19 protein-coding genes are annotated in these 22,415 nt (G+C 66.6%); 3 read left to right on the plus strand and 16 right to left on the minus strand.

What is annotated here, in order from left to right:
* Positions 1–45: 45 nt before the first annotated feature.
* The 8 genes from AC1DW3_RS29505 to thrS form a co-directional block, all read right to left on the minus strand.
* The gene (locus AC1DW3_RS29505; protein ID WP_477937641.1) at positions 46–576 is read right to left on the minus strand and encodes a MerR family transcriptional regulator; all 531 of its coding nucleotides are present in this window, start codon (positions 574–576) and stop codon (positions 46–48) included.
* Between the two features lie 46 nt (positions 577–622).
* Positions 623–994: an integration host factor subunit alpha gene (locus tag AC1DW3_RS29510; protein WP_477937642.1), complete on the minus strand. Its 372-nt coding sequence runs from the start codon at positions 992–994 to the stop codon at positions 623–625.
* Positions 995–1,013: 19 nt separating this feature from the next.
* The gene (gene pheT, locus AC1DW3_RS29515) at positions 1,014–3,446 is read right to left on the minus strand and encodes a phenylalanine--tRNA ligase subunit beta (RefSeq protein ID WP_477937644.1); all 2,433 of its coding nucleotides are present in this window, start codon (positions 3,444–3,446) and stop codon (positions 1,014–1,016) included.
* Positions 3,447–3,452: 6 nt separating this feature from the next.
* Positions 3,453–4,496: a phenylalanine--tRNA ligase subunit alpha gene (gene pheS / locus AC1DW3_RS29520; RefSeq protein ID WP_477937646.1), complete on the minus strand. Its 1,044-nt coding sequence runs from the start codon at positions 4,494–4,496 to the stop codon at positions 3,453–3,455.
* A gap of 86 nt (positions 4,497–4,582) precedes the next feature.
* Positions 4,583–4,939: a 50S ribosomal protein L20 gene (gene rplT / locus AC1DW3_RS29525; RefSeq protein ID WP_025564000.1), complete on the minus strand. Its 357-nt coding sequence runs from the start codon at positions 4,937–4,939 to the stop codon at positions 4,583–4,585.
* 26 nt (positions 4,940–4,965) lie between these two features.
* On the minus strand, positions 4,966–5,169 hold the full coding sequence (rpmI, locus tag AC1DW3_RS29530) for a 50S ribosomal protein L35 (protein ID WP_056197410.1): 204 nt from the start codon (positions 5,167–5,169) through the stop codon (positions 4,966–4,968).
* A gap of 123 nt (positions 5,170–5,292) precedes the next feature.
* Positions 5,293–5,838 carry a translation initiation factor IF-3 gene (infC, locus tag AC1DW3_RS29535; protein WP_082532663.1) on the minus strand — a complete coding sequence of 182 codons (546 nt, stop codon included), beginning with the start codon at positions 5,836–5,838 and terminating at the stop codon, positions 5,293–5,295.
* Positions 5,839–5,905: 67 nt separating this feature from the next.
* Positions 5,906–7,813: a threonine--tRNA ligase gene (gene thrS / locus AC1DW3_RS29540; RefSeq protein WP_477937648.1), complete on the minus strand. Its 1,908-nt coding sequence runs from the start codon at positions 7,811–7,813 to the stop codon at positions 5,906–5,908.
* Between the two features lie 262 nt (positions 7,814–8,075).
* Here thrS and AC1DW3_RS29545 point away from each other — a divergent pair, with 262 nt between their 5' ends.
* Positions 8,076–9,002, plus strand: coding sequence for a PEP-CTERM sorting domain-containing protein (locus tag AC1DW3_RS29545; RefSeq protein ID WP_477937650.1), 927 nt, complete (start codon positions 8,076–8,078; stop codon positions 9,000–9,002).
* Here the strand turns inward: AC1DW3_RS29545 and AC1DW3_RS29550 are convergent.
* The 3 genes from AC1DW3_RS29550 to AC1DW3_RS29560 form a co-directional block, all read right to left on the minus strand.
* Positions 8,999–10,087, minus strand: a complete 1,089-nt coding sequence (locus AC1DW3_RS29550; protein WP_477937654.1) for a patatin-like phospholipase family protein — start codon at positions 10,085–10,087, stop codon at positions 8,999–9,001. The two genes, AC1DW3_RS29545 and AC1DW3_RS29550, sit on opposite strands and share 4 nt — an antisense overlap.
* Positions 10,088–10,366: 279 nt before the next feature.
* Positions 10,367–12,601 carry a TonB-dependent receptor plug domain-containing protein gene (locus AC1DW3_RS29555; RefSeq protein WP_477937656.1) on the minus strand — a complete coding sequence of 745 codons (2,235 nt, stop codon included), beginning with the start codon at positions 12,599–12,601 and terminating at the stop codon, positions 10,367–10,369.
* A 165-nt stretch (positions 12,602–12,766) separates the two neighbouring features.
* On the minus strand, positions 12,767–15,088 hold the full coding sequence (locus AC1DW3_RS29560; RefSeq protein ID WP_477937658.1) for a Tex family protein: 2,322 nt from the start codon (positions 15,086–15,088) through the stop codon (positions 12,767–12,769).
* Between the two features lie 283 nt (positions 15,089–15,371).
* On the opposite strand from AC1DW3_RS29560, the gene AC1DW3_RS29565 reads away from it, so the two are divergent.
* Together AC1DW3_RS29565 and AC1DW3_RS29570 are read left to right on the plus strand one after the other, a co-directional pair.
* Entirely contained in the window at positions 15,372–16,235 is an 864-nt protein-coding gene (locus AC1DW3_RS29565) for a hypothetical protein (RefSeq protein ID WP_477937660.1), read from the plus strand.
* Entirely contained in the window at positions 16,232–17,398 is a 1,167-nt protein-coding gene (locus AC1DW3_RS29570; RefSeq protein WP_477937662.1) for a hypothetical protein, read from the plus strand. The genes AC1DW3_RS29565 and AC1DW3_RS29570 overlap by 4 nt, the downstream gene beginning before the upstream one ends.
* Here AC1DW3_RS29570 and AC1DW3_RS29575 read toward each other — a convergent pair.
* From AC1DW3_RS29575 to AC1DW3_RS29595, 5 genes are all read right to left on the minus strand, one after another.
* A complete protein-coding gene (locus tag AC1DW3_RS29575) occupies positions 17,364–18,644 on the minus strand; it encodes a BaiN/RdsA family NAD(P)/FAD-dependent oxidoreductase (protein ID WP_477937664.1) in 1,281 nt (426 codons plus the stop codon). The genes AC1DW3_RS29570 and AC1DW3_RS29575 overlap by 35 nt on opposite strands.
* Before the next feature lie 70 nt (positions 18,645–18,714).
* On the minus strand, positions 18,715–20,211 hold the full coding sequence (locus AC1DW3_RS29580; RefSeq protein WP_477937666.1) for an MFS transporter: 1,497 nt from the start codon (positions 20,209–20,211) through the stop codon (positions 18,715–18,717).
* A 233-nt stretch (positions 20,212–20,444) separates the two neighbouring features.
* A complete protein-coding gene (locus AC1DW3_RS29585) occupies positions 20,445–21,332 on the minus strand; it encodes an SDR family oxidoreductase (protein WP_477937668.1) in 888 nt (295 codons plus the stop codon).
* A complete protein-coding gene (locus AC1DW3_RS29590; RefSeq protein ID WP_477937670.1) occupies positions 21,329–21,781 on the minus strand; it encodes a GNAT family N-acetyltransferase in 453 nt (150 codons plus the stop codon). The genes AC1DW3_RS29585 and AC1DW3_RS29590 overlap by 4 nt, the downstream gene beginning before the upstream one ends.
* Positions 21,781–22,415 (minus strand): zinc-binding dehydrogenase (locus AC1DW3_RS29595; RefSeq protein WP_477937672.1); only part of this gene is annotated, 635 nt, incomplete at its 5' end. The genes AC1DW3_RS29590 and AC1DW3_RS29595, both read right to left, overlap by 1 nt.

Genomic DNA, 22,415 nt, shown 5'->3' on the forward strand with positions numbered 1-22,415 from the left:
CTACGCCCCGACTGAGCCAAGCAGTATAGCCGAGAAATCGGGGTCTCAGCCCAGAAGGCTGGCCCGGATGGCAAGAAGTTCGGCGCGGACCTGCTCCAGCGAGGTCAGCGGGTCGATGGCGAGCACCGGCAGCGTCATCGAGGCCTCGGCGGCCTTGAGTGGCTGGGCATGGGCGTGCGACGACCCGGGGCGGCCCAGGGCGGGCAACTGCACCAGCTCGACCGCGACGTCGAGCTCGTCGCCATCCAGTTCGCCGTCCAAGGCATCGAGGGCCTGGGCCGCCTCGGCTTCGTCGCGGAAGTTCTGCGCTGCACTGGGCGGCAGGCCTTCGCTGAGCTGGTTGCGGGCACCGCTGATGGTGAAGCCCTGGTCATAGAGCAGGTCGCGGATGCGGCGGATCAGCAGCACCTCGTGGTGCTGGTAATAGCGCCGGTTGCCGCGCCGCTTCATGGGCTTGAGCTGGGTGAACTCCTGCTCCCAATAGCGCAGCACATAGGGCTTCACGCCGCACAGTTCGCTGACCTCACCAATGGTGAAGTAGCGTTTGGCGGGGATGGAAGGCAGCGCTTTGTCCATTGAAATCAAGGGCTTCGGAGCGAAAGCTGAGGCAGGACGTCAGACTCTACTCGAAGTCTTCGCCGCTGGGCGCGTCGCCTTGCACCAACCCCTTGAGCTTGTGGGAGGCGTGAAAAGTCACGACGTTGCGGGCCTTGATCGGGATGGATTCGCCGGTGCGCGGGTTGCGGCCCGGGCGCGGCGCCTTGCGGCGGATGTTGAAGTTGCCGAAGCCCGAGAGCTTGACGTCCTGGCCTTTGACGAGGCTGTCGTGCAGGATGTCGAAGAAGGCCTCGACCATGTCCTTGGACTCGCGCTTGTTCAGGCCCAGCTTGTCGAACAGCAGTTCGGCCAGCTCGGCCTTGGTCAGCGTGGGCGTTTCCAGGCTGCCGATGACGACCGCAGCGGCTTCGGATTTCTTGGCGTCGTTCGCGTCCATTGCTCTTCCTGTTCCGGGGTCAGCCGCGCAGGCGCGCGCCGAGTTGGCTGCCGGCGGCCGCCACGATGGCGGCCACGGCCGCCTCGATGCGCTCGTCGGTCAATGTGGCTTCGTCGTCGAGCAGCTCCAGGCGCACGGCCAGGGAACGCTCGTCGGCTTGCAAGTCCGTGCTGCTGGCACCTGCTGCCGGCTTGAATACGTCGAACAGCCTGGCCGAGCGCAGCAGTGCGCCGCCGGCGGCGGTGATGGCGGCCATCAGCGCGTCGTGGGGCGTGCTGTCCTTGACGACAAGGGCCAGGTCGCGCTGCACGGCCTGCTGGCGCGGCAGCGGCTGGCCTTGCGGCAGCGTGCGGGTCAGTGCGGCGTCGAGATCCAGCTCGAAGACGATGGGTGCGCCACCGCTGATCTCGTAGCCTTGGCGCCAGCGCGGGTGCAGCTCGCCGACGATGCCGATGACGGCGCCGTTCAGCTTCACACGGGCGCTGCGACCCGGGTGCAGGGCGGGGTGCTCGGCCGCTTCGAAAGTCAGCGTCTGCGGCGCGAACAGCGCTTCCAGGTCGCCCTTCACGTCGAAGAAGTCGATGGCGCGATCGCGTTGGCTCCACTGCTGCTGATCGGCCGGGCCCCAGGCCAGGCCGCCCAGGCGCAGCGGTTGCTCGATGCCGGCGACCGACAGCGGACCGTTGGCGACTGAGGCATCGCGCTTGAACACGCGGCCCAACTCGAACACGCGCACGCGCGTCGCGCGGCGGGACTGGTTGTGACGCAGCACCTGCACGAGGCTGCCGATCAGGCTGGTACGCATCACCGACAGCGGCGCGGCGATGGGGTTCAGCAGCTTGATCGGATCGGTGACACCGGCCAGCTCGCGCTCCCAGCGTTCCTCGACGAAGCTGAAGTTGATCGTCTCGAAGTAGTCGCGGGCAGCGACCGCGCGGCGCAGCGCGTGGGTGGCCTGGCGCGATTCCGAGCCCGTGCGGCCGACGATGGGTGCCAGCGGCGCGGTGGACGGCAGCGTCGGGTAGCCCAGCACGCGGATGACTTCCTCGATGAGGTCTTCCTCGATCAGGATGTCGAAGCGCCAGCTCGGCGGGGTCACCGTGATGACGCCGTCAACCGACGTGAAGGGCAGGCCCAGGCGCGTGAACACGCCTTCGCATTGCGCCTGCGTCAGCGGCATGCCGATGACTTTGGCCGCGCGGGCCACACGCAGCGCGACGGGCTGGCGCACCGGCACATTGGGCGACTGGTCGTCCATCGGACCGACGCGCGTGTCCGGGGTGCCGCAGATGTCGATGATGAGCTGGGTGATGCGCTCGATGTGCTCGACAGTCTGCGAGGCATCGACACCACGCTCGAAGCGATGGCCGGCGTCGGTCGAGAAGTTGTAGCGGCGGCCGCGGCCCATGACGGCCTCGGGCCACCAGAAGGCGGCCTCGACGTAGACGTTGCGCGTGTCGTCGGACACGGCGGTGTGGTCGCCACCCATGATGCCGGCGAGGGACTCGACCTCGCGCGCATCGCTGATGACGCCGACCTTTTCATCGACAGTGATGGTGTTGCCATTCAGCAGCTTGAGCTGCTCGCCGGCCTTGCCCCAGCGCACCACCAGCTCGCCGCTGATCTTGTCGAGGTCGAAGATGTGCGACGGGCGGCCGTACTCGAACATCACGTAGTTGGAGATGTCGACCAGGGCTGTCACCGAACGCTGGCCGCAGCGCTCCAGGCGCTGGACCATCCAGGCCGGCGTTTGCGCCTTCGTGTCGATGCCCTTGACGATGCGGCCCGAGAAACGGCCACACAGGTCGGTCGCTTCGATGCGGATGGGCAGCTTGTCGTCGATGCCGGGCTTCACCGGCGGGAACTCCGCCTTCAGCAGCGGCGAACCGGTCAACGCGGCCACTTCACGCGCGACGCCAAAGACGCTCAGGCCATGGCCCAGGTTGGGCGTCAGCTTCAGCGTGAACAGCGTGTCGTCGAGGTTCAGGTGCTTGCGGATGTCTTCGCCGATGACTGCATCGGCGGGCAGTTCCAGCAGGCCGCCGTGGTCTTCGCTGAGCTTGAGCTCGCGGGCCGAGCACAGCATGCCGAAGCTGTCGACACCGCGCAGCTTGCCGACGCCGATCTTGAATGGCTTGGCCGCGTCGTCGGTGGGCAGCTCGGCGCCGACGGTGGCCAGCGGCACCTTGATACCGACGCGGGCGTTGGGCGCGCCGCAGACGATCTGCAGGGGCTCCGTGCCGCCGGCGTTGACCTTGCAGACACGCAGCTTGTCGGCGTTGGGGTGCTGTTCGGCTTCGAGGATTTCGGCGACGACGATGCCATGGAAGGGCGGCGCGACGGGGCGCAGCTCTTCGACTTCCATGCCGGACATCGTCAGCAGTTCGGCCAGTTTTTCAGTGGACAGCGGCGGGTTGCAGAACTCGCGCAGCCAGGACTCGGGGAATTGCATAACGATTTACTTGAACTGCGAGAGAAAGCGGAGGTCGCCGTCGAAGAAGGCGCGCAGGTCGTTGACGCCATAGCGCAGCATGGCCAGGCGGTCGATGCCGGAGCCGAAGGCGAAGCCGATGTAGCGCTCGGGGTCCAGGCCCATGTTGCGAATCACCTGCGGGTGCACCTGGCCGGAGCCCGACACCTCCAGCCAGCGGCCCTTCAGCGGGCCGCTCTCGAACATGATGTCGATCTCGGCGCTGGGCTCGGTAAAGGGGAAGTAGCTGGGCCGGAAGCGCAGCTGCAGCTGATCGGTCTCGAAGAAGGCGGTGATGAAGTTGAGATAGACCGCCTTCAGGTCCTTGAACGAGATGTTCTCGCCCACCCACAGGCCTTCGACCTGGTGGAACATCGGCGAGTGGGTCGCATCGCTGTCTACGCGGTAGGTGCGGCCCGGCGCGATGACGCGGATCTCGGGCATGGTCTCCTGGCCCGCATAGCGCTTGGCGTGGGCCTGCGCGTAGCGGATCTGCATCGGGCTGGTGTGCGGGCGCAGGTTCAGCCACGACCCGTTCTCGTCCTTCATGTCGACGTAGAACGTGTCCTGCATGGAGCGGGCAGGGTGGTTCTCGGGGTTGTTCAGCGCCGAGAAGCTGTACCAGTCGGTCTCGATCTCTGGGCCGTCGGCCACGTCGAAGCCCATGGAGGCAAAGATGGCCTCGATGCGCTCCATGGCGCGCGTGATCGGGTGCAGGCCACCGGTGCCGCGGCTGCGGCCGGGAAGCGTCACGTCGAGGGCCTCGGCCTTGAGCTGCTTCTCGAGCTCGGCGGTGGCGAGCGCGTCGCGGCGGGCGGTCAGGGCGGCTTCGATGCCGACCTTGAGCTGGTTGATCTCGGCGCCGCGAGTCTTCTTTTCCTCGATGCTGAGGGCGCCCAGGCCCTTCATCAGTTCGGTCACGCGGCCGGACTTGCCGAGGAAGCGCGCCTTGGCGTTTTCGAGTTCAGCGGGTGTGGGCGCGGCGGCAAAGTCGCTGCGTGCCGCTTCAAGAAGAGCGTCGAGATCAGACATTCGGAATTCGGAATGAAAAAGGGCCGACCCTGGTGGGCCGGCCCTGAAAGTTTGCGTGCCCCGACGCGAGCCAGGGCGAATCGCAATCAGGCGAGCGCGGCCTTCACCTTGGCGAAGATGCTGGCAAAACCAGCCGGGTCGTTCACGGCCAGATCGGCGAGGACCTTGCGGTCGATCTCGATCTGGGCCTTCTTCAGACCCGCCACGAACTTGCTGTAGGACAGACCCAGACCACGCGATGCAGCGTTGATACGGGCGATCCAGAGCTGACGGAAGACGCGCTTCTTGGTACGACGGTCACGGTAGGCGTATTGACCCGCCTTCATCACCGCCTGCTTGGCGATGCGGAAGACGTTCTTACGACGACCCCGGAAGCCCTTGGCCAGAGCCAAGACCTTCTTGTGACGGGCACGAGCGGTTACACCACGTTTGACGCGAGGCATGTGTTTCTCCTTGAGTCAGTGATGAATTACAGGCCAGCAAAGGGCAGCATCTGAGCGATGTGACCCATGTTGGTTTCGTGCACGGTGACGGCGCCGCGGAGCTGACGCTTGTTCTTCGTGGTCTTCTTGGTCAGGATGTGGCGCTTGAACGCCTGACCGCGCTTGACGGTGCCACCCGGACGAACGCGAAAACGCTTTTTCGCGCTGCTCTTGGTCTTCATCTTGGGCATGTGAATGCTCCTTTTAAGTGTGTCCCTGGGGCGGTGACGAAAGAGCCCGTCACGCTTGTTGGCCTCAGGAGACTTGTGAACCGGCAGGCGACCAAACCTGCCGGTTGAACTTCAAAAAACCGCTTACCGCTTCTTGGGGGCCAGCACCATGATCATCTGGCGGCCCTCAAGCTTCGGCATGTTCTCGACGATCGCCACGTCGGCCAGTTCGTCGCGAATCCGCTCCAGCAGGCGCATACCGATGTCCTGGTGGGTGATTTCACGGCCCCGGTAGCGCAGCGTGACCTTGCCCTTGTCACCGTCTTCGGCGATGAAGCGGCGCAGATTGCGCATCTTGATCTGGTAGTCGCCTTCGTCCGTGCCCGGACGGAATTTGACTTCCTTGATTTCGATGATCTTCTGCTTGGACTTGGCTTCGGCAGCGCGCTTTTGCTCCTGGTACTTGAACTTGCCGTAGTCCATCAGCCGGCAGACCGGCGGATTCGCGGTGGCAGAGATCTCGACCAGATCCACATCCATGTCGCCCGCCATACGCAGGGCTTCCTGGATGCTGACGACGCCGATGGGTTCATTCTCGGGGCCGTTCAGGCGGACTTCGGGAGCCATGATTTCGCGGTTCAACCGGTGCTTGCGCTCCGGAATCGCACGACGGTCAGCAAACGTAGCGATGGTGTGGACCTTTCAACGGGCCCCAAGGCGAGGGGCCCAAACAAAACAAATCGCGCCCGGAAGGCTGTCAGACCTTGTTGGTGATGTCTGCGGAGATCCGATCGAGGAAGTCCTGCAGGGGCATCACGCCAAGGTCCTGGTTGCCACGGGCGCGTACCGCAACRCTGCCATTCGCCTTTTCCTTGTCGCCTACGACGAGGATGTACGGCAGCTTTTGCATGGAATGCTGGCGGATTTTATAGGTGATCTTCTCGTTGCGCAAATCCGCCGAGGCCCTAAGCCCTTGTTTTTGCAGCGATTTCACAATTTCAGACACGTAATCGGCCTGCGCGTCGGTGATATTGGCCACCACGACCTGCGTCGGAGCCAGCCAGACGGGCAGGGCGCCGGCATGCTGTTCGATCAGGATGCCGATGAAACGCTCCAGGCTGCCGACGATGGCGCGGTGCAGCATGACTGGGTTTTTATGCAGGCCGTCCTCGTCGACGAACTCGGCGCCCAGGCGGCCCGGCATCGAGAAATCGACCTGCATCGTGCCGCACTGCCACTGGCGGCCCAGGGCGTCTTTCAGCGTGTATTCGATCTTGGGGCCGTAGAAGGCGCCGTCACCGGGCGAGATGATGAAGTCCACGCCCGAGGCGCGCAGCGATTCCATCAGCGCGTGCTCGGCCTTGTCCCAGACCTCGTCGGAGCCGATGCGGGCGTCCGGGCGCGTCGCGACCTTGTAGATGATGTCCGTGAAGCCGAAGTCCTTGTAGACCTTCTGCAGCAGGGCCGTGTAGGCGACGCACTCGGGCAGGATCTGGTCTTCCGTGCAGAAGATGTGGCCGTCGTCCTGCGTGAAGCCACGTACGCGCATGATGCCGTGCAGGCCGCCCGTGGGCTCGTTGCGGTGGCACTGGCCGAACTCGCCGAAGCGCAGCGGCAGGTCGCGGTAGCTCTTCACGCCGTGCTTGAAGATCAGGATGTGGCCGGGACAGTTCATCGGCTTGAGCGCGTAGTCGCGCTTTTCCGATTCCGTCGTGAACATGTTGTCGCGGTATTTGTCCCAGTGGCCCGTGGCCTCCCACAGCGTCTTGTCCAGCAGCTGCGGGCCCTTGACCTCCTGGTAGCCGTTGTCGCGGTAGACACGGCGCATGTACTGCTCCACCTCCTGCCAGATCGTCCAGCCCTTGGGATGCCAGAAGACGACGCCAGGGGCGTGCTCGTCGATGTGGAAGAGGTCGAGTTCCTTGCCGAGACGGCGGTGGTCGCGCTTCTCGGCTTCCTCCAGCATCGTCAGGTATTTCTGCAGGTCATCCTTGGTCGCCCAGGCCGTGCCGTAGACGCGCTGCAGCATCTCGTTGCGATGGTCGCCGCGCCAGTAGGCGCCGGCCACCTTCATCAGCTTGAAGTGCTTGAGCTTGCCCGTGCTGGGCACGTGGGGGCCGCGGCACAGGTCCTCGAACTTGCCCTCGGCGTACAGCGACACGTCCTGGTCGGCGGGGATGCTGCCGATGATCTCGGCCTTGTAGGCCTCGCCCATGGCCTTGAAGTGGGCCACGGCCTCGTCACGGGGCAGCACGCGGCGCACGACCTTTTCGTCCTTCCTGGCCAGCTCGGTCATCTTGGCTTCGATGGCGACCAGGTCCTCGGGCGTGAAGGGGCGCTTGTAGGCAAAGTCGTAATAGAAGCCGTTCTCGATGACCGGGCCGATGGTGACCTGGGCCTCGGGGTAGAGCTCCTTGACGGCATAGGCCAGCAGGTGGGCCGTCGAGTGGCGGATCAGTTCCAGGCCGTCGGCGTCCTTCTCGGTGACGATGGCGAGCTGAACGTCGTGGTCGATGACGTGGCTGAGGTCGACGAGCTTGCCATCGACCTTGCCGCCGAGGGCGGCCTTGGCCAGGCCGGCGCCGATGCTGGCAGCGACGTCGCCGACAGACAGTGCGGCGGGGAACTCACGGCGCGAGCCGTCGGGGAGTTGGATCGAAATCATTGGGGTGCTCCGGGAGCGAGAAACAAAAAAGCGCGGCCACTTGCCGCGCTTGATTGGTGGAGTCCAAAGGACTGGCGTGACGAGCCGCGGCCGACTAGGTACCGGTGAAGGTGGTCGTAGTTCGCGGTGTCATAACCAGGATGCCTTTCTCGCTCTTGTGAGGGGAGGGAGAGGTAATTCTAACGTCCCCTAGCTTGCAGTCTTCTGCCCGAGGGCGGTGCGGCGTAGCCTGCTGCGCATCGTTGCCAGCCGGAGTCCTGCCATGCGCCTTGCCGCCATCGCCTTTTGCGCCATTGGCGCCCTGCTGCCCCTCGGCGCCCAGGCCGCGCCCCGCCAGTTGGATATCGTGCCGCCCGGCGGCTTCCTGAATGTCTGTGCTTCGCCCATTGGCGGCGGCAGCGGCTTCTGGGCCGGCGACGACATCAGCAGCCAGTTCGCCGGCGGCGTCTGCAACACCCACTATTTCAGCAGCGGCACGGTGTCGGACAACGCCAGCTCCAGCGGCGTCCAGATCAGCAACAGCTCCTCGGGCGCCGCCCGCATGGGTTGGGTGCAGATGAGCGCCGAGAACCACGCGCCCGCAGCGACCTGGTTCGCACATGGCGGCGTCAATGGCGGCTATACCGACAGCCTGTCGGTGAACGCGGCCGGCCACGCGGGCGAGTCGGGCTATCTGCTGTTGAGTGTCGCCGTCAAGGGCACGTTGTGGGCCACGGCGGAGGCCGGCGGCACGGGCTTCCAGGTTGTGCCCTATGTCAACCAGGCCCAGCTCAACGCTGCCAATCCGGGCTACGACGACGGCACTTCCAATCACCTGTGGAGCACGGATCGCCAGGTCGGCGCCTGGGGCGTGGGTTCGGCGCCTGATTCCAGCCTGGTGATCAACGAGGTGATCACCTTCAGCTTGCCGGTCGTCATCGGGCAGAGCATGGACGTGGGCATCTACACCCAGGCCGACGCCGGCCAGCGCAGTTCCGGCGGCTTCCCCGGCTGGATGGCCAACAGCGGGCTGTCCTTCACCAGCTATCTCGCCGGCGCCAGCTTGGTGTTGGCTGGCCAGAACGTGCCGGGCTTCAGCATCAGCTCGGCCTCGGGCCTGAACTGGGCGGTGAGCGCCGTTCCCGAACCCGGCGCGTGGCTGCTGATGCTGGCCGGCTTCGGCGTGGTCGTGCTGAGGCGTCGGCGCTAGAGGGGCAGGGCGGTCAGCGAATCGCGCTGCGCCAGCGCGGCGAATTCATCCGCCAGGCGCTGGCTTTGCGTCACCGCGATGCGCCAGCGTCGGCGGCGCTCGGTGGCGTCCAGGGCCATGAAGTCGTTGCGGTCCGGCAGTTTGGCGCCGGGCAACTGGGCGATGAACTCGGGTGACGGGCACAGCAGCACGACGTTGTCGAGGAAATCCGTCGAGCGGTGACGGTGCTTGAGTGCCTTGTCCAGCCAGCCCGGCACGACCTGGCGCTGGAAGTGCGGATAGAGCACCAGCGGCGCGGTGGACGACTGCAGCGCGCGGTAGTCCAGATGCAGGTGGTAGTCGGTGATGCCGCCGTCCCAGTAGGCGCCGSGCGGCSCGCCGGGCAGGTCGTGCTGGGCTTGCAGCCAGAAGGGGATGGAGCAGCTCGCCAGCAGCGCGCCACGCAGGTTGGCGCGCGACAGATGCACCTCCCGGCTCGTGAAGTCGTTCAGCTTCAGCGGCAGGCGGTCGCGCGGGTCGGAGAAGACGACGCGCTCCAGGAAGCGGCCCAGCAGCGGACGCGACAGGGCATTGGCCGCGAACGCACCGAGATAGCCGAGCGGCGTGCGCAGCTTGCCCTCGCGCGCCAGCAGGCCAGCGCGGCCGCGCGACGTGACGACGTGCAGTCGCAGCCGCGGGTGGGCCAGCACGTCCGACTCGCGGCCCTGGAARATCTCGCCCAGGATCTCGCCGAAGCGCTTGCTGACGCCTTCCGGCCGCGGGCGCTTCTCGCCCGGCAACACGTCGTACTCCTGCGTCACATAGGCCTCGGCCATGGTGTCGAAGGCAGCGGCGACGTCCCGGTGTGCCAGCGCGGCCGTCGCCATGCGCCAGGCGCCGATGCTGGCGCCGACGAGATGCACGGTCTGGCGGCTCTGCGGCAGCCAGTCGCCAAAGATGTAGCGGTCCAGGCCGTTGAGGATCAGCCCCTTGGGGCCGCCGGCCGCGGCGGGCATCAGGCCGACGTCTTCGGCGCGCAGGCCGCGCTCGGCCAGGCGCGCGCGGGCGGCCGGGCCGGCAAATACTTGGAGTGCTGCGGAAGTCATCGCCGCAGAAGATAGCCGAGACCGGCTGCGTGGGCTGACACGGTCGGGACGCGAGTCTTTCGGGCCGAGCGCTGGGCTGCTCCCGAGCCGGCCCGTCTGGCGATGTGCTTGCGGCTCAATGCCGCAAGCATCGCCGTCCCCTCGGGGGCTGAGGCCGGACACGTGGCGCCCAGTGGGCGGCATGTGCCTGCCGAAGCACTGCGGCCGCTGGCCGCAGTGCGGTCCCGACCAGACCCGCGCGCGTCCAGCGCCGCGAGGCTGGGCGAGGGGCACCCATTTCTAGAACTTGTGTTCCCAGTTCACCGCCCACCAGGCGACGGGCTTGCGCTCGTTCAGCACGAAGTCCTGCAGGTTGGTGTAGGTCACCCGCGAGCCCTGCTTGGGCTGGAACAGGCCGTTGACGCTGAGGCGCACGCTGTCCTGCTTGCTGACCTGCATCGCGGCGAAGGCGTCCAGCGAGCGCGAGGCCAGGCTTTCCTGGCTTTGCAGGGCGCTCTGCTGCACGTCGAAGTTGGGCGCGATCTGGGCGCTGAAGCCCATGCTGATCGGCATGGACTTCATGCGGTAGTCGGCGCCGAAGTTGAACTGCCAGGGCTGCTGGCCTTCGAGGCGGTTGTTCGGACCGGGAATGTCGTTGACCGACGAGCGGTAGAGGTTGAGCGAGGCGCGCAGCGAGAGCGCTGTCGTCGGGTCGAACAGGCTGGGGAAGAGTTCGCCGGCGCGGCCCTTGACCTCCAGCTCCAGCCCTTGCGTGGTGGCCTTGCTGAGGTTGATCTGGGTGATGACCCAGCGCTGCGTGGGTGCCCAGGTCACCGTTTGCAGGCGCGGCTGGTCGGTGCGGATCAGGTTGGTGATGCGGCGGTGGAAAACGCCCACCGACACCAGGCCGCCGGCCGGCAGATAGCTTTCATAGGCCACGTCCAGGCCGGTTGCCAGCTCGGGCTTCAGCGCCGGGTTGCCGATGCGGTCGGGCGTCGTGCGGGTGTTGCCGACCGTCAGCGGCTCGGTGGTGTTGATGGACGGGCGGTTGATGAGCTGCTGCACATCGGGCGCCTTGTAGCTGCGCGTCAGGCTGGCACGCACCAGGTCGCGGCCCTTGGGGTCGGGCTTGAAGTTCAGGTGCAGCAGCGGCGTCGTGACCTTGCTGGTGCTCTGGAAGTCGGCGCTGCCGTTGATGTCACGGCTGCCTTCGCTCTCCATCTTGATCTGCTCATGGCGCACGCCGAAATAGGCCGACCACTGCTTGTTGATCTCCCATTCGTCCTGGCCATAGAAGGCCGTGCGGGTGATGGTGGCGTTGAAGGGCTGGCCTTCGATGCCGGGCAACAGGTCGACGCCGTTCTCCACAGTGCGACGGTTTTCGTCGCGCACGCGGCGCTCGATCTCGCTGCCGAACGTGACGGTGTGGGCCTCGCCCGCGTACTGGCTGTACTTGCCGGCCAGCGAGGCGTTGCGGTTGCGGTTCTCGCCCGAGGTCGTGCGCACGATGGGCGTGGCGCCGTTGCGGCCTTCGAAGTCGAAGTTGAAGTCGGCACCACCCGAACCCGCGCCAGCGCGCAGCTCGATGCGGCGGTCCTCGTTGAAGCGGTTGTTGTATTGCAGGTTGACGCGGTTGGCCGAGAAGGTACCGCGGTTGCGCGTCGTCTCGTTGATGGTGCGCGGCACATAGAGCGCGTCGCTGTCGGCCAGCTTGGTGACGGTGTTCTCGCCCTCGTTGCGGAAGCGGTTGTTGACGAAGAAGCCTTGCAGGCTCAGCGTCTCGTCGTCGCCCAGCTTCCAGTTCAGGCGCGGCGACACATTGAAGCCGCGGCCGTGGCCTCGGTCCCAGCCTTCGTTGCTGACATGCTGGCGCAACTGCAGCGGCGGCGTCGGGGTGGCGTTGCTCAGCCGCTCACCGTCGAGCTCGTTCCTGAAGTTCCACTGGTAGACCGAGATCGGCAGCACGAAGCCGACGCCGCCGACGATGCGGTCGCCATAGGTGAAGCCGGCGTTGATGACGGGCTTCTCGCTCGCATAGGCCACGCCCAGGCGCAGGTCCTTCTGCACGACGCGCGGCGCGTCCTTCAGGATGATGTTCAGCGTGCCGGCGATGGCCTGGGCGCTCTGGTCGGCCGTGGGGGCCTTGCTGACCTCCAGTCGCTCGACCTGGGCGGGGTTGAGGTTGTCCAGGCTGAAGCCCGGGGGCGCCGGCTCGCCGTTGACGAGGATCTGCGTGTAGGCGCCGCCCAGGCCGCGCATGCGCAGCTGGCCGCCCGTGACGTTGATGCCGGGCAGGCGCTTGAGCACGTCGCTCAGTTGGGTGTCGCCGTACTTGTCCAGCTCCTCGCGGCCATAGAGCTGCTTGGCCACAGGCTCGCGGCGGCGCAGGTCGGTGTCGTTCTGCTGGCGCGTCACCGAGACGCGCTCGAGCTGGTTGCCTTGGGTCGGCGAGGTGGCAGCGCGGTCGACCTCCTGCTGGGCCAGGACCAGGGCTGGGCTGAGCAGAAGCAGCAAGGCGAGGGCGGGGGTTTTCAAGACGGACTCCGGGGATTCTTCGAGGCGGCGCGGACCATAGCGGCAGCGCTGTCGTGGCGCAGCGCCGCTGCGACCAGTTGCGGTTTCAGGGGCGTCAATCGACGGCCCGTGGTGCGGGCCGCCATGATGACGGCGTGATGTGTCAATGACGAAGGTCAGCCCGGGTCAGCGCTTGAGCTTGGCGAACGCGGCCGCCATGGCATTGCCGCCGCTGGTCTGGGCATCGCGCGGGCCGCGCTCGTTGCGGGCAGCAGGGCGGAAATTGTTGTCGGTCTTGGGCCCGCGCGGGGCCTGCGAATCGAGCTTCATCGTGAGCGAAATGCGCTGGCGCGCCAGGTCGACCTCCAGCACCTTGACCTTGACGATGTCACCGGTCTTGACCACCTCGCGGGCGTCGCTGACGAATTTGTTGGCCAACTGGCTGACGTGGATCAGCCCATCCTGGTGCACGCCCAGGTCGACAAAGGCGCCGAACTGCGCGACGTTGCTGACCGTGCCTTCCAGCAGCATGCCGGGCTGCAGGTCCTTGACGTCCTCGACGCCGTCGTTGAAGCGGGCCACCTTGAAGTCCGGGCGCGGGTCGCGGCCGGGCTTTTCCAGTTCGGCCAGCACATCCTTGACGGTGATGAGGCCGAACTTCTCGTCGGCCAGCAGTTCAGGCTTGAGGGTGCGCAGCACCTCGCTGCGACCGACGATGTCGGCGGCGGTGCGCTTGAGCTGGGTCAGCGCCTTCTCCACCAGCGGGTAGGTTTCGGGATGCACGCCGCTGAAGTCCAGCGGGTTGTCGCCGCCGCGGATGCGCAGGAAGCCGGCCGACTGCTCGAAGGTCTTGGGGCCGAGGCCGCTGACGTCGAGCAACTGCTGGCGGTTCCTGAAGGCGCCGTTGGCATCGCGCCAGCGCACGATGCTGCTGGCCACCGATGCCGACAGACCCGAGACACGCGCCAGCAGCGCCTGCGAGGCCGTGTTCAGGTCCACACCCACCTTGTTCACGCAGTCCTCGACGACGGCGTCCAGCGCGCGGGCCATCTCGCTCTGGTTGACGTCATGCTGGTACTGGCCGACGCCGATGCTCTTGGGGTCGATCTTGACCAGTTCGGCCAGCGGGTCCTGCAGGCGGCGGGCAATAGACACGGCGCCGCGCAGCGACACGTCCAGGTCGGGCAGCTCCTTGGAAGCGAACTCGGACGCCGAATACACCGAGGCGCCGGCCTCGCTGACGACGACGCGCTCGATCTGCACGCTGGCGTCCAGCGCCTGCAGCTTCTTGATCAGCTCGCCGGCCAGCTTGTCGGTCTCGCGGCTGGCCGTGCCGTTGCCGATGGCGATCAGGTTGACGCCGTGCGTGGCGCACAGCTTGGCCAGCGTATGCAACGAGCCATCCCAGTCGCGGCGCGGCTCGTGCGGGTAGACAGTGGACGTGTCCAGCACGCGGCCGGTGTCGGAGACGACGGCGACCTTGACGCCGGTGCGGATGCCCGGGTCCAGGCCCATGACGACGCGCTTGCCGGCCGGCGCGGCCAGCAGCAGGTCGCGCAGGTTCTCGGCGAAGACCTTGATGGCGGTGGCCTCCGCCGACTCACGCAGGCGGGCGAACAGGTCGCGCTCCAGGCTCAGCGACAGCTTGACTTTCCAGGTCCAGCCCACGGTCTTGCGGATCAGCGCGTCGCCCGGGCGGTTGGCGTGGCGCCAGCCGAGATGCGAGGCGATGCGGCCTTCGGCGAGCGTGGGCTGGCCGGCGACGACTTCCTCGTCCAGCACCAGCTTGGCGTCCAGCAATTCTTGGGTGCGACCGCGGAAGACGGCCAGGGCCCGGTGCGAGGGCACGGTCTTGATGGTCTCGGCGTAGTCGAAGTAGTCGCGGAACTTGGCGTTGTCCGGCGTGTCCGGGCTCTTGCCGTCCATGATCTTGGACTGGAACAGGCCCACGTCCCACAGCCACTCGCGCAGCTTGCCCACCAGCACGGCGTCCTCGGCCCAGCGCTCGGCCAGCAGGTCGCGCACGCCGTCCAGCACCGCATGCGCGTCGGCGAAACCCGCCTCGGCATTGATGAACTTGGCGGCCTCGGCCAGCGGCTCCAGCGCTGGGTCGGCGAACAGCTGGTCCGCCAGCGGCTCCAGCCCGGCCTCGCGGGCGATCAGCCCCTTGGTGCGGCGCTTGACCTTGTAGGGCAGGTAGAGGTCTTCCAGCTCCTGCTTGGTCGGTGCGGTGCGGATGGCGGCTTCGAGCTCGGGCGTCAGCTTGCCCTGCTCGGCGATGCTCTTGAGCACCGCTTCGCGGCGCTCGGCCAGCTCGCGCAGGTAGGCCAGGCGCGCATCCAGCTCGCGCAGCTGGATGTCGTCGAGGCCGTCGGTGGCCTCCTTGCGGTAGCGGGCGATGAAGGGCACGGTGGCCCCGCCGTCCAGCAGGTCGACGGCGGCCTGCACCTGGGCGGGCCTCACCTTCAGCTCGGCGGCAATCTGGGAAACGATCAGCTTGTTGTCCAAAACGGGCTCGGGAATGCGGGCGAAAAGCCTTTGATTTTCCCACAGGGGTTTTAGTGAAGGGTTCGACGAGCCGCTGCGCGTCTCTCAGGCCGTGCAGCCTGTGGACGCACGCCGCGTCAAGTCTCATTTTCCTGTCACTGCCATCTGTAGCCCTGGGCGCGATTTCTTCGGGTTACCGAGGGTTTGCCAGACCGGACCCCTCCCTACAGTCGCCGGCGCAGTACCGACAGACAAACAAAGACAGGAGACAAGGATGCGGAAGTTTTTTTCTCGCCGGTTTCTGATGGTTCTCGGTATCGCCCTTGCGGCCGGGACCGCCTCAACGGTATTCGCGACCAACTACTCGCTGTGGATCAATGGTCGCACCGGCGGCGGCGTGGCCGGCAACTACGCCGACTTCACCTATTGGGGCCCGGCCGGCACGGCCGCCGGCGTCAACAAGAAAGCCGTCAACTGGGACGGCTACAGCCATGTCTCGGACAAGAACTACCTGATCCGCAACGCGCTGGACTGCTATTGCACCGGCAGCAACTGGTGCTACATCGCCGTGCACAGCGCCGGCAACCTGCAGATCGGCTACACGCTGGCCATGTATGGCGGCTCGTCGCGCTACAAGAAGAACGCGACGCCCGGCGGCGACGGCTCCTGCGCCAACAGCGATGGCACGACGCAGACCGGCTGGAACATCAAATGGGTGGACGTGGCCGCGGGCGCCGCGGGTGGCAGCGAACTGGCCAACGCCGGCGACTGGGCCCTGTCCGAACCGCTGGTGTCGGACCTGAAGACCGGCACGGCCCGCGCCATGTACGACCACAACAACACCCGCAGCAAGATGTTCTATCTGTGGGCCGGCGCCAAGGGCACGCTGTATTCCGGCGTGCTGCCGGGCCAGGACGATGAGGCCATCGCCTACCACTCGGCGGGCGGCATCTCGGGCAGCGGCGGCGGCAGCTACTGCAACCCGAGCGACTGGTTCTGCAACGACCTGACGCTGGGCACCGCGCCGGCCGAGGGTGGCGCGGCGAAATGGAGCAACCACACGGTCGTCTTCCGTGACGACGCCGAGGCCTACAACCACTACACCAACGGCAACTGGCAGGGCACGGTCGGCCTGGTGCGGGCCGACATGGTGAACTACGCCAAGTGAAGCCGGGGTTCTGGCTGGCCGGCGCTGCGCTGGCCGGCCTCATCGCCTGGTGGGTCTGGCCGCGTGGAGCGGCCGTGCCCGAGGCCCGGGCCGCCGTGGCGCGCAGCCATCTGGCGCTGCCCGCCCCGGCCGCATCGACAGGTGCATCTCGTCCGCCAGGCTCGCCGTTCACGGAAGCCGCGCTGCGCGAGCGCATGTCGCAGCGCGATGAACTGCTGCAGCGGCTGGAGCGCGCCAAGCTGACGCTGGCCACCTACCGTGAGCAGACCCGCTACCCGCACGAGTCGCGGCCTATCGATCAGCACCCCGACCAGCTCCACCCCTTCGCGCCCATCCGCGAGAGCCTGCCGCTGCGCTTCCCCGGCGCCAAGGGGGCGGTGCCGGGTGTGCGCATCCTGACGACCCAGGACCGCGTCTTCATGAGTGGCGAGGAAGTCGTCAAGGTCAGCGTCAGCGCGCAGGACGATGCGGGCAGGACGCTGCCCTTGCTGATCACCCGCGCCGTCGCCTTCGACCTGCCAGACCCGCGCCAGGCGGCCGGCCGGCCGCAGCTGGCGCTGGGCTTCACTGGCAGCGAGGGCGTCTACAGCGCCCAGTTCCAGCCCTCGCAGACGGCCTTCGCCGACTTCGCCGGCACGCTGCGCCTGCAGGTCATGCTGAGCCAGGACGGCCGCCAGGGCGTCGTCAACTTCGACGTCGTCTACCAGCCGGGGGTGCCGGCCGAATGGGGCGCCATCAGCGACCGCGTGGCCGACGGCTCACTGGACTTTGTCGTCGGGCTCAACGTCAAGCAGGCGGGCCGCTACGTCGTCAACGCGCGTGTCGACGACGCCAAGGGCCAGCCTTTTGCGCTGGTCAGCTTCAACGAGGAGCTGGGGGCAGGCGCCCAGACCGCGCGGCTGCGCGTCTTCGGCAAGCTGCTGCGCGACGGTGCGCCGGCGATGCCGCTGCGGCTGCGCGATCTGCAGGGTTTTCTGTTGATGGAGGACCGCTTCCCGGACCGCGCGATGCTGCCGCGGCGCGAGGGCGTCGTCTACAAGAGCGGCAGCTATGCGCTCAAGGCCTTCTCGGATGCGGAGTGGACGAGCGAGGAGCGCAATCGCTACCTTGCCGAGCTGGGCAAGGACGTCAGCCAGCTGGAGACGCAGCTCGGGAAACACTGAGCCAACTCGCGAGGCCTTGCGCCGCCACGCGGCCGCTGGCGATGCTGGCCGTCAGCAGATAGCCGCCGGTCGGCGCTTCCCAGTCCAGCATCTCGCCCGCGACGAAGACGCCGGGCAGGGCCTTGAGCATCAGGCCGTCGTCCAGCGCCTCAAAGCGCACGCCGCCCGCCGTGCTGATCGCTTCGGCCACGGGACGGGGCGCGTGCAGCGTCAGCGGCAGATGCTTCATTGCGGCGGCCAGCGTGGCGGCGTCCAGCATCTGCTCGCGCGTCAGCAATTCGTGCAGCAGGCCGAGCTTGAGCGGATTCAGGTGCAGGCGGCTCTTCAGGTGCGAGGACAGCGAGCGGCTGCCGCGCGGGTGCTTGACTTCGGCGAGCACACGCTCGGGCGTGAGCTGCGGCAGCAGGTCGAGGTGGAGCGTGGCCGAACCGGTGGTCGCGATCTGCTCGCGCAGCGCGCTGCTGGCGGCGTAGACCAGGGAGCCCTCGATGCCGGTGGCCGTGATGACGAACTCGCCGGGGCGCTTGGCGAATCCGTCGGTCTCGAGCGCGACGGGTTTGATCGGCTGGCCGGCGAACTCGGTGGCAAAGCGTTCGCTCCAGCCGGGGCCTGTGGCTTGGGCTGCCGTGGCGCCGACGTCGAAGCCGCAGTTGGCGGCTTGGAAGGGAGCGATGTCGACACCGCGCGCGGCGAGCCAGGGGGCCCAGGCCCCATCGGAGCCGAGCTGCGGCCACGAGGCGCCGCCCAGCGCAAGCAGGGTTGCTTGCGGTGCCACGAGACGTTCACCGTCGGGCGTGTCGAAGCGCAGCGCGCCATCGTCAGCCCAGCCCGTCCAGCGATGACGCATCGCGAACTTGACGCCCGCCACGCGCAGCCGGTGCAGCCAGGCGCGCAGCAGCGGCGCGGCCTTCAGGTCTTTGGGAAAGACGCGACCCGAGGTGCCGACGAATGTCTCGACGCCCAGGCCCGTGGCCCAGGCGCGCAGCGCGTCGCCATCAAAGGCGCGCAGCAGCGGTTCGATCTCGGCAGCGCGTGCGCCGAAGCGGCCCACGAAAGGTTCGAAGGGCTCGGAGTGGGTCAGGTTGAGGCCGCCCTTGCCGGCCAGCAGGAATTTGCGGCCGACGCTGGGCTTGGCGTCATAGACGGTGACAGCGCGGCCGGTTGCGGCCAGCACTTCGGCGGCCATCAGGCCGGCAGGGCCGCCGCCAATGATGGCGATATCGGCCTTGAGATCTTGGGGATGCATGCCGGATTCTAGGAACTGGTGCCCGCGGCGCTGTCGCATCGGGCCTTCACGGCATCAGGATCCGCGGCGCTCAGGCCCCTACCGGCACCGCCAGGGCGTTGTTGCCCCAGCACTGCTCGTATTTCCAGCCTGTCAGCTCCTCGGCCACGGCACGGGCCTCTGCAGGGGCGTCGGCAATGCGGCCACCGGCCTTGATGCGGGCGATCTCTTCCAGCAGGACGGCGTGGTTCTTGCGGTCGAGCTTCATCTGGGTGGTGTAGTAGATGCCACCCAGGCCGAGGCCGATCACGCCCAGGGTGAAGATGCCGATGATGGCGTTGATCGCGGTGTCCGGCTGGCTGGCCTGGCCGGAGAGGAAGCCGAACTGGCCCAATGTCCAGCCCATGGCGAAGACGATGGCTGAGCGGGTGATCTTGCCGGCGAAGGTCATGGCGCCGGCATAGATGCCTTCACGCCGTCGGCCCGTCAGCACCTCGTCGACGTCGGCCAGGAAGGTGTAGACCGTCCAGGGGATGTAGTAGACGCCGCCGGTGCCCAGGCCGAACACGGCCGTGATGGCGAAGAGGGCGATGGCCGTGGTTTCCTTGGACCAGCCCAGGTAGAACAGCGCGGCATAGGCCAGCACGCTGCCGCAAACGACGAGCAGGGCGATACGGTAGGGGCGTGCAAAACCGAATTTGATGCACAGACCGATGAACAGCATGGTCGATATCAGCTGCATCACCGAGCTGAAACTGTTCAGGTAGCCGACAACGGATTTGTCCTGCCCCATGCAGAAGACGATGAAATAGGTAAATATCGAAGCGAACAGCCATTCCGCTCCAAACCCCAGCAGATACATGCCGAGGTGTTTGCGGAAGATCTTCAGATGAAAGGTGGACAGCATGTCCACGGCGAGTTTCCTGAGGGCTTTGCCCAGGCTGCCGGCGCGTTCCTGCACCACCTCGTTGAAGGGCCGCTCCCAGGAGGAGAAGTAGAGGGCCGCCATGGCGGCGCACATGATGAGGGCGTAGATGATGCCTGTCAGCAGGAAGGGCGTGGCCGACTCCTTGCTGTAGACCAGGAAGAGCTGGGCCGGGATGAAGGCAGCCAGGAAGTTGGCGCCCTTGCCGAACATGGCCTTGGAGCCCGTGAGTTTGGAGCGGACGGCAAAATCCGTGGTCATCTCCGTCGCCAGGGTTTCGTAGGGCACCATGATCATCGTGTAGACCAGCTCGAAGAGGGCATACATGCTCAGGTAGTACCAGAACCCGAAACCCTCGATCCACATCAAGGGATACAGCAGCACTGCCGGGATGCCGATCAAAATGAAAAATCGTCGGCGCCCGAACCTGCGGCCCAATCGCGTGTTGTAGAAGTTGTCGCTGATATACCCCATCACGGGGTTGCTGATGGCGTCCAGGATGCTGGCCACCGAGAAGATCGTGGCCGCCTCGACGACCGTCAGTCCGCAGAAGGTCGTGTAGAAATAGAGCAGCCAGGCCGCCGCGATGGCCAGGGCGCCGCTGCCCAGCAGGTTGGCACTGCCATAGCTCAGCGTGTGCCTCATCGAGATCGTTCTGCTCATGACTTGCTGTCTCCGGTATTTTCGGAAGGCAGTTTCATTTTTTGTGACCTGTCGTTCCGTGAGATGAGTATCCCATTTCCGGATGCATTGGGGCCTGCCGTCAACCCTGGGCTTCTCGCTGTTCCATGCGCTGCGGCCCTGCCGGCTATGGCCGGCAGGGCTCAGTGCAGGTGCAGTCGCTGCGAAGGGTGGCTGGCGAGACCGACGCGAAGGTCAGGCCCCGCCGGGCGCGCTCAATCGGCGCGCAGCTTGGCGCGCAGGCCGGCGCCGATCTCGGGCCGGTCGGCGAAGGCGTCGGTGGGGTTGCGCAGCAGCATGACGTCTTCCATGCGCGTCTGCACGCCGGCGAGCGCCTGCGGGTGGCTGAAGATGTAGAACTTGTTGTGGTCGATGGCGTCGAACACCATCGCGGCGACGTCGGCCGCCGTCAGCTTGCCCGAGGACACGGCCTTATCGGTCTGGGCCTGGGAGATCAGCTGGCTCTTGGTCGGCTTGGCGCTGGCGAACTCGCTCGGGCGGTTGCGATGGCTCTGGCTGATGCCGGTGGGCACGAAGAAGGGGCAGAGCACCGAGGCATGGACCTGGTCGGTCACCAGCGACAGGTCCTGGTAGAGGGTCTCGGACAGCGACACCACCGCGTGCTTGGACACGTTGTAGACGCCCATATTGGGCGGGTTCAGCATGCCGGCCATGGAGGCGGTGTTGACGATGTGGCCCGAGTAGGCCGGGTCGGCCTTGGCGGCGGCCAGCATCATGGGCGTGAACAGGCGCACGCCATGCACGACGCCCATCACGTTGACGCCCATGACCCATTCCCAGTCGGCCAGGGAGTTCTCCCAGATCAGGCCGCCCGAGCCGACGCCGGCGTTGTTGAAGACGAAGTGGGGCGCGCCAAAGCGCTGCTGCACCGCGTCCGCCAACGCCTGCATCTGATCGGCCTTGGCGACGTCGACGACACGGGCCAGCACTTCGACGTCCTTGAACTCGGACGCGGCCTTGTCGAGCGCATCGGCCTGCACGTCGACAAGGACGAGGTTCATGCCGCGCTGGGCGGCGAGGCGGGCGGTTTCCAGGCCGAAGCCGGAGCCTGCGCCGGTGATGACAGCGGTTTGCTTGCTCATGTGTTGGTCTCCTTGTGCATTTCGATGTGGGCGATGCCGTCTTCCATGTATTGCTCGCCGATCGGCGTGAAACCGAAGCTGGCGTAGAAGCGCTCCAGATGGGCCTGGGCATGCAGCGTGATCGCGTGGCCGGGCCACAGCCGCCCGCACTCAACGAGGGCCTGGGCCATCAGCGCGCGGCCGACGCCACCGCTGCGCGCCGCGGGCGACGTGACGACACGGCCGATGAGGGCGTCGGCCGCCTTCAGGCCGGGCGGGATCAGCCGCGCATAGGCCTTGAGCCGGCCGTCGTCGCCCTGGCCCAGCAGATGCCAGGTCTGGCGGTCCAGGCCGTCGATGTCGAGGAAGACGCAGTGCTGCTCGACGACGAAGACCTCGGAGCGCAGGGCCAGCACGTCGTAGAGCTGCGTCGTGCTCAGCTCGTCGAAAGGGACGCAGGTCCAGCGCATCAGACGAGCTTGACGAGCTGCTTGCCGAAGTTCCTGCCTTTGAGCAGGCCGATGAAGGCCTCGGGCGCGCTGGCAATGCCGTCGGCAATCGATTCGCGGAACTTCAGCTTGCCGGTCGCGACCAGCGTGCCCAGCTCCTTCAGCGCCTCGGGCCAGACTTCCATGTGCTCGGACACGATGAAGCCTTCGACCTTCATGCGGTTGGTCAGGATGAGCTGCGGATAGGTTAGCGGGATGGGTTCGCCGTTGTAGCCGGAAATCATGCCGCACATGGCGATGCGGCTGAAGGCATTGGCGCGCAGCAGCACGGCGTCCAGGATCATGCCGCCGACGTTCTCGAAATAGCCGTCGATGCCGCTCGGGCACTCGGCCTTCAGCGCGGCGGACAGCGACTTCACATCGGGGTGCTGCTTGTAGTCGATGCAGGCATCAAAGCCCAGTTCCTCGACGACGTAGCGGCACTTGTCCGCACCGCCGGCCAGGCCGACCGCGCGGGCGCCACGCGCCTTGGCGAGTTGGCCGACGACGCTGCCGACGGCACCGCTGGCGGCGCTGACGACGACCGTCTCACCAGCCTTCACGTTGATGATCTTCATCAGGCCATACCAGGCCGTCACGCCGGGCATGCCGACCG

The sequence above is a fragment of the Roseateles sp. P2_H4 genome, assembly GCF_056403315.1.